General features: G+C 36.0%; 14 protein-coding genes, 1 tRNA gene and 1 pseudogene. 2 read left to right on the forward strand and 14 right to left on the reverse strand.

What is annotated here, in order from left to right:
• Positions 1-12 precede the first annotated feature (12 nt).
• The 3 genes and pseudogenes from DM558_RS16075 to DM558_RS12795 form a co-directional block, all read right to left on the reverse strand.
• Positions 13-93, reverse strand: a pseudogene (locus tag DM558_RS16075) (PilW family protein); the annotation flags it as partial.
• Positions 90-689, reverse strand: coding sequence for a prepilin-type N-terminal cleavage/methylation domain-containing protein (locus DM558_RS12790; protein ID WP_127164351.1), 600 nt, complete (start codon positions 687-689; stop codon positions 90-92). The gene DM558_RS12790 and the pseudogene DM558_RS16075, both read right to left, overlap by 4 nt.
• Complete coding sequence (locus DM558_RS12795; RefSeq protein ID WP_127164352.1) at positions 680-1,255, reverse strand: prepilin-type N-terminal cleavage/methylation domain-containing protein; 576 nt, start codon at positions 1,253-1,255, stop codon at positions 680-682. The genes DM558_RS12790 and DM558_RS12795 overlap by 10 nt, the downstream gene beginning before the upstream one ends.
• Before the next feature lie 548 nt (positions 1,256-1,803).
• Here DM558_RS12795 and DM558_RS12800 point away from each other — a divergent pair.
• Positions 1,804-2,937: an MFS transporter gene (locus DM558_RS12800; protein WP_127164353.1), complete on the forward strand. Its 1,134-nt coding sequence runs from the start codon at positions 1,804-1,806 to the stop codon at positions 2,935-2,937.
• A gap of 294 nt (positions 2,938-3,231) precedes the next feature.
• A complete protein-coding gene (locus DM558_RS12805; protein ID WP_228411753.1) occupies positions 3,232-4,719 on the forward strand; it encodes an aldehyde dehydrogenase family protein in 1,488 nt (495 codons plus the stop codon).
• A gap of 256 nt (positions 4,720-4,975) precedes the next feature.
• On the opposite strand, the gene rimI is transcribed toward DM558_RS12805, so the two are convergent.
• The 11 genes from rimI to DM558_RS12860 all read right to left on the reverse strand — a co-directional run bounded on the left by rimI (position 4,976) and on the right by DM558_RS12860 (position 11,564).
• On the reverse strand, positions 4,976-5,434 hold the full coding sequence (rimI, locus tag DM558_RS12810) for a ribosomal protein S18-alanine N-acetyltransferase (protein ID WP_127164354.1): 459 nt from the start codon (positions 5,432-5,434) through the stop codon (positions 4,976-4,978).
• Positions 5,422-6,138: a hypothetical protein gene (locus tag DM558_RS12815; RefSeq protein WP_127164355.1), complete on the reverse strand. Its 717-nt coding sequence runs from the start codon at positions 6,136-6,138 to the stop codon at positions 5,422-5,424. The genes rimI and DM558_RS12815 overlap by 13 nt, the downstream gene beginning before the upstream one ends.
• Before the next feature lie 4 nt (positions 6,139-6,142).
• A complete protein-coding gene (gene speG / locus DM558_RS12820; protein WP_228411754.1) occupies positions 6,143-6,679 on the reverse strand; it encodes a spermidine N1-acetyltransferase in 537 nt (178 codons plus the stop codon).
• Between the two features lie 115 nt (positions 6,680-6,794).
• Positions 6,795-7,256, reverse strand: coding sequence for a protein-export chaperone SecB (secB, locus tag DM558_RS12825; RefSeq protein ID WP_109704159.1), 462 nt, complete (start codon positions 7,254-7,256; stop codon positions 6,795-6,797).
• 30 nt (positions 7,257-7,286) lie between these two features.
• Complete coding sequence (gene grxC, locus DM558_RS12830) at positions 7,287-7,544, reverse strand: glutaredoxin 3 (protein ID WP_109704158.1); 258 nt, start codon at positions 7,542-7,544, stop codon at positions 7,287-7,289.
• 2 nt (positions 7,545-7,546) lie between these two features.
• On the reverse strand, positions 7,547-7,981 hold the full coding sequence (locus DM558_RS12835; RefSeq protein WP_127164356.1) for a rhodanese-like domain-containing protein: 435 nt from the start codon (positions 7,979-7,981) through the stop codon (positions 7,547-7,549).
• 59 nt (positions 7,982-8,040) lie between these two features.
• A complete protein-coding gene (gene ychF / locus DM558_RS12840; protein WP_109704156.1) occupies positions 8,041-9,141 on the reverse strand; it encodes a redox-regulated ATPase YchF in 1,101 nt (366 codons plus the stop codon).
• A 26-nt stretch (positions 9,142-9,167) separates the two neighbouring features.
• Entirely contained in the window at positions 9,168-9,752 is a 585-nt protein-coding gene (pth, locus tag DM558_RS12845) for an aminoacyl-tRNA hydrolase (protein ID WP_109704155.1), read from the reverse strand.
• A gap of 27 nt (positions 9,753-9,779) precedes the next feature.
• Positions 9,780-10,415 carry a 50S ribosomal protein L25/general stress protein Ctc gene (locus DM558_RS12850; RefSeq protein ID WP_127164357.1) on the reverse strand — a complete coding sequence of 212 codons (636 nt, stop codon included), beginning with the start codon at positions 10,413-10,415 and terminating at the stop codon, positions 9,780-9,782.
• Positions 10,416-10,511: 96 nt separating this feature from the next.
• Positions 10,512-11,456, reverse strand: coding sequence for a ribose-phosphate pyrophosphokinase (locus DM558_RS12855; protein ID WP_109704153.1), 945 nt, complete (start codon positions 11,454-11,456; stop codon positions 10,512-10,514).
• A 33-nt stretch (positions 11,457-11,489) separates the two neighbouring features.
• Positions 11,490-11,564, reverse strand: a tRNA-Gln gene (locus DM558_RS12860).
• Between the last annotated feature and the right edge of the window lie 153 nt (positions 11,565-11,717).

Genomic DNA, 11,717 nt, shown 5'->3' on the forward strand with positions numbered 1-11,717 from the left:
GCTCAGTATCAGTAGCAAAAACATAGCAATTGTTACGGAAACCATTAGCTCTATTAGTGAAAATCCACATTGTTTTTTTATTTTTGTCTTCATGGTTGTATTGCTGCCTTAAAAAGCCTTATTCCAACGGCTGAATCATTCACACAGCTATTTATACTAGTGTAAGATCTATTAGATAAAGTATCGCATTCTTTACTATACCAAGCCATTTGAGCGAGTACTAAAGAGCCCGAGTTAGTGCAAGTTTCACCATTATTACTCTGACAGATAAAATAATATTTCCGTAGCAATGTATCATCAACATCCATTGTTTTAGAAATTTGTGAAGACCAGCAGCTAAGAAATGCAGTTGCTAATTCAGAGCTATTATTTGTTTGTGGATTACAAGCAGACTCTATAGAGGGAAAACTGTCATTAGCAGCTTTAAAAAAAGGGGAGTCACTATGTAGTACTTGATCAGAGTACCATTTGTAATTAGAGGTTGAAATCTCAGTAAATAAACTACTTATAAATTGTTCAGCTAAATATGATTGAGAGGTTTGAGTAACACGTGCATTATTTTTTAATTGCAGAACAGCCAGAGCAACAATGCTGACTGATATAATAACCAGTGTTACCAAAACTTCAATCAATGTGAATCCTCTTTCATGTCGATACATAATGAGGTTATTGAGATGCTTTACTGGCATTGTTTAAACTCCCCACCTTTACCTAAGCAAAAAGACTTCGCATCAATTATATTATTCAAAGTTATGGAAAACTTGACATGATCTAGTTCAGAATAATCAAATACTTGATAATATTTTGTTGTGTTTGTAGTCATAATATCACTTAATGAGGCACTGCTTGGTGCAATATTCTCACCATTTAAAATGAAGCCATTTGGATAAAAACAGATCAATGAATGACTAGCGCCTGATACATCACTTAGAATATCTTGATTACTCTGCAGCCTTAAAATTTGAGTTGTTTTAACAGTACTCTCTTCTGTTGGCTCTTGCTCTTTTAGATAATGTTCTTTCAGATATTGCCCTTGACTGTCTGTTGTTTTTTCTACACAGACATAGCGTTCTGTTAATATTGCTTTATTACGGACATAGGCAATAAAACCCTTGGATTCATTATAAAAGCTATCTGTGCTGTGTTTTCTAATCCAATATAACGATGAAATAGCTAATGTAATAATTATAGCTAATATAGTTAAAGTTATGAGCAGTTCCGTTAGTGTAAAGCCTTGTTCTTTATTATTAGACATCTTATTTCTGCACTTTAAGCTTAATAGAACAAAGTAAAGTCTTATGTGATTATGACGTTTCTTTATATCTATAATTATGTATCTCCATAATATTATTATAAGTCAAAATGCCAAATATGATAAGTATGTCCTTGTGACTTATTTCTCAATACAATTATAATCTGATTTAAATCAAACTACATTATTATGAGGGCCTTACATTATAAGGTTTTCTTAATTTATGAAGATAAGGAAATTATCGCCTAAGTTTAGTTTACATTAAAAGTTTTAGGGGCATAAACTTAATATTAAATCATGATCAATCCTTATACTTTCAATTGGTCAGAAACGATTCTTTAAAATAAATGAATGATCTTGTGATATATTAAAGTCTAATAAAATGTATAAGCAAACATTCATATTTAGATTATTTATTGGTTGTTCAATTTAAAAGTAAACAAGCTAAATAATTTGGATACTCCAGCCTGTTAAGTTTGGAGTAGTTCATGGGAAGGTGCTTTATATAAATAAGCATTTTGGTAGTGACATATGGAGCGAAATATATTTAAATGGTACGTTCTTTTTCTTTTCCCATACTTTTAATAAGTTTGTTGTTTGTTACTATTTCATTGTCTTCTCTCAACACGCAAACACCATTATGGCTAACTAAATACCATTTTTCAGTATGGCAGGTAGGCATTGTAGGTTCTAGCTATTTTGTGGGTAATTTAGTGGGTGCATTAGTTGCCAATTGGTTGATATCAAAACTTAATGTAAAAAAGACTTATGCAGGGACCTGTATTTTATTTGCGATAGCAACATTAGGGATGAGCTTGTCTATTAATCTTATTTGTTGGTCTTTTTGGCGTTTTTTGATAGGAATAGCATGTGCAATAACGTGGATTATTGTTGAAAGTTGTATTTTGGTGACCAGTAGAAGTAAAAATAGGGGCAGGATGTTTGCTATTTATATGACAGTCTATTATTTGGGTACTGTCTTTGGGCAGGGACTATTACGCTATTTTCCTAAAACTATTATATATTTTGCTTTAGTTGTTGTATTGCTGATGATTTTGGCTATTTTATTTATCTTTTTAACGAATTATCATTTACCAGTGAGAAAAAAGAAGATATTTAATATAAAACCTATGTTGATGTATCAACCAGCACGTTTAGGTTTAATCGGTTGTATTATTGCAGGTATGATTATTGGTGCAATTTATTCTTTATTACCTGCGTATTACGAGTATTTAGGATTTTCTGATGATCAAGTAGCAAATTGGATGATATTGGTGATTGCTAGTGGGCTTATTGCTCAAATACCTGTTGGGTATTTAGCTGATAAATATGGAACCTTATGGGTTTTGGTCGTTGATAGTTTTTTCTTTGTGTTTGCATGTTTTATGATTATTAATAATCATTTTGTTATTTTTTCGACGATTATTATTGGCGCAACGATTTATACCGTATATCCACTATCCATGGCTTGGGCGTGTAGCACTGTTAATAAACAAGATATTGTATTAATGAATCAGACGATGTTATTGGTTAATACTTTAGGTAGTTTAGTTGCCCCAGCTATTATTTCAATTTTTATGAATGAGTTTGGAAATAATTACTTATTTGTTAGTTTTATCGTTATTGCTTTGTATTTTATAGCCGTGCTTGTTTTGAATAGTAAAAAATACGCCATGGAGGCTTAATGAATTGCTAGTGATGTTCGTTTTTAATATAAGAAATGGTAATCAATGGTGGTATGTTTGATTTAGTTGATGTCATGATTGTTTTTATAAAAATTGTTTGTAGAGCTAGCTTAATTTAATTATCAAATAAGTGGTTGCTTATTAAAATCAATATGTTAACGAATGCTTACTAATTAAGCTTATGCTGTACAATTAATACTGTAGTACAATGGTCAAGTTCTTTGTATAAAGATCTATAAATTTATCAAATTAAAATAATAATAATTATTGTCTTATAATTATTGGAGATTGATTGTGAAATTATTAAAAGACCTACAAGAATCATTAAAGCCAAAAAAAAATTATCAATTATTTATTAATGGAAAATGGCAAGACAGTAGTGATGGTAAAACATTTACAACAGAAAATCCTGCAACAAACGAACATTTAGCCACACTTGCAGCAGCTACTAGAGAGGATGTTGATTTGGCTGTAAAAAGTGCATGGCAGGCCTTTCCTTCATGGTCTAAAACATCTCCTGCTGAGCGATCAGCAATCCTATTAAAAATAGCGGACTTATTAGAAAAAGAAACAGAACGCTTTGCAACGATAGAAACGTTGGACAATGGTAAACCTATTCGTGAAACAATGAGTGTTGATGTTCCAGCTGCAGTTGACCATTTCCGTTATTTTGCAGGGGTAATTCGTGCCCATAGTGATGAGGCTGATGTTATTGATAACGATACATTGAGTTTAGTTATTAGCGAGCCTATTGGTGTTGTTGGACAAATAGTTCCATGGAACTTCCCTCTATTAATGGGTGCTTGGAAAATAGCCCCAGCGTTAGCCGCAGGAAATTGTATTGTCATCAAACCTTCTCGTGAAACATCTCTTTCCTTATTGGAACTTGTACGTATTTTAGGTGAAGTTTTACCTGAAGGTGTTGTAAACCTTGTTACTGGCGCAGGTTCTACAACAGGTCAATATATGCTACAACATGAAGGCTTTAGTAAATTAGCCTTTACTGGTTCAACAGATATTGGTTACGGTGTTGCTAAAGCGGCGGCTGAAAAACTTATTCCTGCAACGCTTGAGTTAGGTGGTAAATCTGCCAATATCGTTTTTGAAGATGCCCAAATGGATAAAGCTGTTGAAGGTGCAGCACTGGCTATTTTATTTAATCAGGGCCAAGTTTGTTGTGCAGGTTCACGCTTATTAGTACAACGTCCTATTTATGATAAGTTTTTGGCACAATTAAAAGCTAAGTTTGAGTCTGTTAAAGTGGGCGATCCATTAGATCCTACGACTCAAATGGGTTGTCAAATTAGTGAAAAACATATGAATAAGATTCTAAGCTTCGTGGGTATAGGAACACGCCAAGGTGCTAGACTATTAACGGGTGGAGAACGCTTTGGTACAGAAGGTGCGTTTGTAAAACCAACGATTCTTGCCGATTGTAAACCTGATATGGATATTTCTTGTCAAGAAGTGTTTGGCCCTGTATTAGCCGTTATTCCTTTTGATACAGAGGAAGAGGCCATCACAATTGCAAATAATTCTGAATTTGGCTTAGGTGGCGCTGTTTGGACACGCGATATTAATTGTGCTTTACGTGTTTCTAAAGGTGTGAGAACCGGTAGAATGTGGGTTAATTGCTATAATCAATTGCCTGCACATGCTCCATTTGGTGGCGTTAAAAAATCAGGTATAGGTCGTGAAACACACAAAATGATTTTAGAAGCTTATACTCAGAAGAAAAATATTTTTATTAGTACCTCTGAAAAACTAACAGGATTGTTTTAGTTGTGAAGTTTTCAAGGGCAAGTAAATCTTGCTCTTGAAAGTGTTTTATAAGGTAAATAAAAACACTTTATGATTAATGTATAAAAGTTTTAGAAAAAATGAACTTTCTAAACTCGTTGTGTTCTCATAGTAAGTAAGATTTAGTTTAGTTATTTATTGTATGACTGGTTTTGTTGGATTTCCCCTAAATCCAACAGCTTAGATCCTGGGCTTCTCCTCCTCCCTAATTGAAGTCTGGGATTTTTTTTATTTAAATTTAATCAATCAATAAACAGCCCATTATTAGAGCATCTTCGTAGCCTTGTTTAGCGGGATAGTAGTTAGGTCTTCTGCCTATCTCATTGAAACCAAAACTTTCATAAAGCCGATAAGCAGCGAGATTACTTTCTCTAACTTCTAAAAAACATTCATCTGCACCTAGTTTTTTTGCTTTTTGCATGAGATGAGCTAATAAATATTTTCCAAACCCATTGCCTTGTTGGTCGGGTGTAATAGCAATGTTGAGTAGTTCTGCCTCATTTAACACAATTTTTAATATGCCATAGCCGATTATTGGTTGATTTTGTTGTAATACCCAACACCTATAATGATGGATGGCTTCTTTGATTAGTGTTTCGCTCCAGGGGTGGTAATGAGCTTTTTGCTCTATCTTGTTTACATCGTTTATGTCAATTTCCGTCATCTCACGGAATAAAAGATTAGTTAGTTCTGCCATAGTGGAATTAGCTTACGAATAGCTTGCCATAAAGGGGCTTTCAAGTGGGGGGAGGTCGTCAGTATATCAAGGCTAGGGCTAAGCAGTATTTGCCCATAGGGCTCAATAATGGGTGACTCAAAATAGTTTGTTTCATTTAGGTCAGTTGCATGGCAAATACTGTCTAATCCAATTAACCATAAGCACTGGGTATCAATAAATTGCTCTTTATAGGTGATGATGAAGCTTTGTAAAAACTCTTTGGCTTCTTTCTTTCCTTGAGCAATTGTGGAGTGTTTAAAAAGGGGCCATTGTATGAGGTCACCTAATGGTTGAGGGCTATCGGGTAGTTTGGCTGCATATAAAATATTGCGTAATAGTTGATAGGTTGGGTCTTTTATGTGAAAGGTTTCTGCTATTGGTCGTTCGATTAAAAGCAGGCAACGTCCTACTTGCATTAGCTGTAATGAGAAATGGGGGGCGGTAGTTGGAGTATTATTTTGTAATGGAGTTTCTTCTACAAGAGTCTTTTCTTTAAAAGCTGCTATCGGTGTGGGCGTTTTTTGCTCCTCTATAACAGCGATCGTTTCTATTATAGGGGGCTCTGTTATAGAGGTTAACAATGAGTTGTCAGATTGCTTAGCGAAAGGTAATGGTGCTCGGGGAAGCCATGTGTTTATTTGCATGGCCGATAAGTAGTTTTCCCGTTGCTTTGTTTGTATCATAAAGCTATACACTGTGCTTGAGTTGAGAGAATTGGTGCTGAAAAATACACATTCTGACTACATCACGATATTCACCATTAACAAAAAACTCTTGTTTCAAAATACCTTCTTGCTTAAAACCTAATTTGGCATAGACATGAATGGCTTTGTCGTTATTTACATCAACCAGTAAGTAAAGTTTATAAAGATTTAAAATATGAAAGGCATATTCCATTGCTAGTTTTGTTGCTTTACTGGCGTAACCTTTTCCTTGGTGTGCTGGATCTATAATAATTTGAAACTCAGCATTGCGATGAATATAGTTGATTTCGACGAGTTCAACGAGTCCTATTTTTGTTGTTTGATTTTGGATAATAAAACGGCGCTCACTTTGATCATGAATGTGCTTGTTATATAAGTCAGCAAGCTCTACAAAGGCTTCATAAGGCTCTTCAAACCAATAACGCATAATATTGGCATTATTATTTAGTAGATGAATAAACTCTAAATCTTTTTTTTCAAGGGGACGTAGTTGAACAGAGTTGCTTTCGATAATTGCCATAAAATCTCCAAAAGAATTTATATAGCTATTTTAATATAAGGCATTGTATAACTACTTTTTACTTTACAAAATAGTTGAAAACAAACCCAGTATTACTGGGCTTGTTTTTGAAAGACTAGTTTTTGGTGATATTCTCTTGTTTCATGCGTTCTAATTCTTGAGCATAGAGTGCATCAAAATTAATAGGAGAAAGCATAAGGGCAGGGAAAGAACCTTTAACAACTAGGCTATCTAATGTTTCACGAGCATAAGGAAATAATAGGTTTGGACAAAATGCACCTAGCATATGGCTTATGTTATCAGCATCTAAGCCTTTAATCATGAAGATACCGGCTTGTTGTACTTCTGCGATGAAGGCCACATCATCATCAATTTTTGCAGTTGCTGATACTGTTAATATAACTTCATAAACACCTTCTTCAATGGTGTTTTGGCGAGTATTTAGTTCAAGATTAACCGCCGGTTTCCATTCTTTTAAGAAGATGGCCGGTGCTTTAGGTGATTCGAAAGACGCATCACGTATATAAATTCGTTGGATTGAAAATTGTGGTTCTTGAGCATTATTTTGTTCAGTCATTGTGTTAAATATCCATAAATAAATTAAATATTAATGAGTTGCCAATAGCTTGTCTAACTTTCCTTCATTCTCGAGTGCAACAAGATCATCGCATCCCCCGACATGAAAATCATTAATCCAAATTTGAGGGACAGAGTTACTGTTGGCTTTTTGACTCATCTCTGCACGTACATCAGATTTGCCATCAACAGAAATTTCTTGGAATGTTACGCCTTTTTGTGTAAGGAGCTGTTTCGCTCTTATACAGTAGGGGCACCAAGCACTGGTATAGATAATGATATTTGCCATGGTTATGCCTTTGCTTTCTTTTTAACAAGAGGTAGGCCATCCGCTTTCCACGTGGCTGTACCTCCACCTAGTTTAGCAACATTAAAGCCAGCTTTTTTTAAGTCGCGGCAAACAGTGCCACAATGCTGACCTTGTGCATCGACAACAACGATTACTTTATTTTCTTTAAACTTATTAAGTTCCACCATGCGTGTCGCGATTTTTTCAAGCGGAATATTGAGCGAGTCTGTAATATGGCCTGCTCCAAAGTCTTTAGACGAGCGAATATCAACAATAATAGCCTGTTCGCTATTAATCAGTGACGTTAATTGAGCAGAACCAATACTGCGGCCTCCACGACGAACTTCTGTTATGGCTAATAAAACCAATAAGACCAGAAAAATACCACATAAAATATAGTGGTTACCAATAAACTCAATAAATCTTGAAGTATCCATTAATTAATTCCGCAATAAGTAATTCTGTCAGTATACACGAAGTTTATCCAATGCTTAATCTATACATTGAAACGGAAATGCATAACATCACCATCTTTTACTATATAATCCTTACCTTCTAAACGCCATTTTCCTGCTTCTTTGGCGCCTGCTTCACCTTTGTATTGTACAAAGTCATCATAAGCGACTACTTCAGCACGGATGAAGCCTTTTTCAAAGTCTGTATGTATGACCGCTGCAGCTTGTGGTGCTGTTGCTCCAATTTTTACTGTCCATGCCCTTACTTCTTTAACACCCGCAGTAAAATAGGTCTGTAAGTTAAGTAATTGGTAACCTGCACGAATAACACGGTTTAAACCAGGTTCTTCTATACCAAGTTCAGCAAGGAACATGTCCTTTTCTTCTCCATCATCCAACTCAGCAATTTCAGCTTCTATTTTATTACAGATAGGAACAACAACGGCGCCTTCTTCTTTTGCAATTGCCTGTACAATATCGAGATGAGGGTTATTTTCAAAACCATCTTCTGCCACGTTAGCAATGTACATAACAGGTTTTACTGTGAGTAGATGGAATGATTTGATCTTTATTTTTTCATCAGACGTTAAGTCTTTTAATAGGGAACGTGCAGGTTTGCCATCTGTAAGATGTTGTTGTAGTTTTTCTAATAAATCTTTACTAGCAATTGCTTCTTTATCACCACTTTTTGCTTGCTTTTGAGCACGTTGTAATTGCTTTTCTATACTATCAAGATCAGAGAAAATTAGCTCAAGATCAATAATTTCAATATCTCTTTTAGGGTCTACACTGTTGGCGACATGGACAATATTGTCGTCTTCGAAGCAGCGTACTACATGTGCAATTGCATCTGTTTCTCGAATATTAGCTAAAAACTGATTACCTAATCCTTCACCTTTGGACGCGCCTTTAACAAGACCTGCAATATCCACAAACTCCATAGTGGTTGGCAGTACTCGCTCAGGTTTAACTATCTCAGCCAATATATTTAGGCGCATATCTGGCATTGCTACAACACCACTATTTGGTTCGATTGTGCAAAATGGAAAGTTCTCAGCACCAATACCTGCTTTGGTTAGTGCATTAAATAAAGTAGATTTACCAACATTTGGTAAGCCAACAATACCACAATTAAACCCCATTGTTTGTATCCCTTAAAGTGATTAGTTTATGCTTTTTGACTGTGTAGTTGTTGCATTGCCTTATCCCAGTTACCAGCGATAATATCAGGTAATACATCAAGTGAGTGTTCTATACTGGTAGCCAGCAATTGGCGTTCTTTGGGAGGTGCTTTGCTTAGTACAAAGTTAGAGACTAAGCTTTTATCTCCAGGGTGCCCAATACCCAGTCGTAAGCGATAGAAATTATTTTGATTTGAGCATTGCGCAATAATATCACGTAAACCATTATGTCCACCATGTCCACCGCCTTGTTTTAGTTTTGTAACGCCAGGGGGAAGATCTAGCTCATCGTGGGCAATAAGGATAGCATCTGTTGGTATACGAAAAAAATTTGCTAGTGCGGCAACTGCTTGACCACTACGGTTCATATACGTTGTTGGAATCAAAAGTTTAACATCTTGATTATTGATATTAAAACGTCCAACCAAACCATAGTATTTACGTTCTGAAATTAGTGGAACATTGTATTTTTCTGCAATGCTCTCAACGAAAAGAGCCCCTGCATTATGTCGAGTTTGTTCATATTCTGGTCCTGGATTACCAAGACCTACTATCAACTGTACAGCAGACATATCAGGGGCCCTCTTTATACAGAAGAATTATTCTTCTGTAGGTGCTTCAGCTATATCACCTTCTGCGGCAGGTTCATCATCTACTTGTGCGCGTGGTGTGTAAATAGTTGCTACAGCAAGGTCATTTTCATGAGATAAAGCAACTAGTTCAACGCCTTTCGGTACATTAAGTTCTGATAAGTGGATAACTTGGTCTAGCGTAACATTAGCCATATCAACAGTGATTGACTCAGGTAAGTCTTTAGGTAAACACTGAATTTCAACTTCAGATGTCATGTGAGATATCTCACCACCATCTTGTTTTACGCCTATCGCAATATCTTCATTGATGAAGTTTAAAGGAATAGTTGTAGTAATTTTTTGGCCTGCAACCATGCGTTGTAGGTCAATATGTAAGACAAAACCTTTTGAAGGGTGACGTTGTAATGCTTTAATTAAAACATTTTCTTTTTGTCCAGCAACATTGATGTTTAAAATGTGGCTAAATACAGACTCGTTTTCTAAAAGTTTAGCAAGATCTTTTGCTAAGATACTTATAGATTTAGGAGCTTTGTCTCCACCATAGATGATGCCTGGAACCATGTTTACGTTACGACGTAGGCGGCGGCTCGCACCTTTCCCTAAATCATCACGTGATTCTGCGTTTATTGTAAAATCTACCATTTATAAAATCTCCAAAAAAAAGAGCTCAAAAACGTTTGCGACCAGCGTTTGAGCTGCTTATAAAAAAGCCTACCAATGATAGGCTAGGTTACAGTGCTAATAACGGAACATAGCACTAATAGATTCTTCATTACTGATACGTCGAACAGCTTCTGCGACGATCGGTGAAATATCAAGCTGACGAATTTTAGCACAGCCTTGTGCTTTTGCCGATAGGGGAATTGTGTTTGTAACAACTAATTCATCAAGTAATGAACCATTAATGTTTTCTATCGCTGCACCTGAAAGAATAGGATGTGTACAGTAGGCAAGAACCTTTGTAGCCCCGAAGTCTTTTAATGCCTTAGCTGCATGGCAAAGTGTACCTGCTGTATCAACCATATCATCGACTAATATACAAGTGCGGTTTTCTACCTCACCAATGACATGCATAACCTCAGATTGGTTTGCTTTAGGGCGACGCTTATCAATAATCGCTAATTCTACACCGAGTGATTTTGCTACCGCACGAGCCCTTACAACACCACCAATATCTGGAGACACAATTAATGTATTCTCGAATCGTTGAGTAATAATATCATCGACTAAAACCGGTGAACCATAAATGTTATCAACAGGGATGTCGAAAAAGCCTTGTATTTGGTCGGCGTGTAAGTCAACAGTAAGAACACGATTTATGCCCACAGTATCTAGCATATCAGCAACTACTTTTGCTGTGATTGCAACACGTGCTGAGCGAGGTCGACGATCTTGTCGTGCATAACCAAAGTAAGGAATAACAGCGGTGATACGGCTAGCAGATGACCGTCTAAATGCGTCAGCCATCACAATGAGTTCCATTAGGTTATCATTGGTTGGAGCACAAGTTGGTTGGATTAAGAAAACATCCTTTCCTCGGACATTTTCATTAATTTCTACACTGATTTCACCGTCTGAGAATTTACCGACAGAAACGTCACCCAATGGAATATGCAACTGACTAACGACTCGCTTTGCTAGGTCAGGATTTGCATTCCCTGTGAATATCATCATCTTTGACATGGAGGTGATACCTAAATAGGTTATCTAAGAATATGGCAGGGGTGGCTGGATTCGAACCAACGCATGGCAGGATCAAAACCTGCTGCCGTACCGCTTGGCTACACCCCTATGATTAAAGTAGGTATTTTAGTTTTCTTGTATATCAAGAATTGGTGCGCACTTTAATAGTTAGTTGGGTTAATGTCAAGCATTTATCTATTTTTTTTCAAGAAAACTAATAATTAATTACCCTCAAATTAAAAATTTAGACATTATTATAAG

The sequence above is a fragment of the Entomomonas moraniae genome (assembly GCF_003991975.1).
Lineage (GTDB): Bacteria > Pseudomonadota > Gammaproteobacteria > Pseudomonadales > Pseudomonadaceae > Entomomonas > Entomomonas moraniae.

What these genes read in the sequence shown, in the direction of transcription:
- DM558_RS12790 (WP_127164351.1), bottom strand. Translation starts at nt 689, where the DNA reads ATGCCAGTAAAGCATCTCAATAACCTCATTATGTATCGACATGAAAGA.
- DM558_RS12795 (WP_127164352.1), bottom strand. Translation starts at nt 1,255, where the DNA reads ATGTCTAATAATAAAGAACAAGGCTTTACACTAACGGAACTGCTCATA.
- DM558_RS12800 (WP_127164353.1), top strand. Translation starts at nt 1,804, where the DNA reads ATGGTACGTTCTTTTTCTTTTCCCATACTTTTAATAAGTTTGTTGTTT.
- rimI (WP_127164354.1), bottom strand. Translation starts at nt 5,434, where the DNA reads ATGGCAGAACTAACTAATCTTTTATTCCGTGAGATGACGGAAATTGAC.
- DM558_RS12815 (WP_127164355.1), bottom strand. Translation starts at nt 6,138, where the DNA reads ATGATACAAACAAAGCAACGGGAAAACTACTTATCGGCCATGCAAATA.
- speG (WP_228411754.1), bottom strand. Translation starts at nt 6,679, where the DNA reads ATGGCAATTATCGAAAGCAACTCTGTTCAACTACGTCCCCTTGAAAAA.
- secB (WP_109704159.1), bottom strand. Translation starts at nt 7,256, where the DNA reads ATGACTGAACAAAATAATGCTCAAGAACCACAATTTTCAATCCAACGA.
- grxC (WP_109704158.1), bottom strand. Translation starts at nt 7,544, where the DNA reads ATGGCAAATATCATTATCTATACCAGTGCTTGGTGCCCCTACTGTATA.
- DM558_RS12835 (WP_127164356.1), bottom strand. Translation starts at nt 7,981, where the DNA reads ATGGATACTTCAAGATTTATTGAGTTTATTGGTAACCACTATATTTTA.
- ychF (WP_109704156.1), bottom strand. Translation starts at nt 9,141, where the DNA reads ATGGGGTTTAATTGTGGTATTGTTGGCTTACCAAATGTTGGTAAATCT.
- pth (WP_109704155.1), bottom strand. Translation starts at nt 9,752, where the DNA reads ATGTCTGCTGTACAGTTGATAGTAGGTCTTGGTAATCCAGGACCAGAA.
- DM558_RS12850 (WP_127164357.1), bottom strand. Translation starts at nt 10,415, where the DNA reads ATGGTAGATTTTACAATAAACGCAGAATCACGTGATGATTTAGGGAAA.
- DM558_RS12855 (WP_109704153.1), bottom strand. Translation starts at nt 11,456, where the DNA reads ATGTCAAAGATGATGATATTCACAGGGAATGCAAATCCTGACCTAGCA.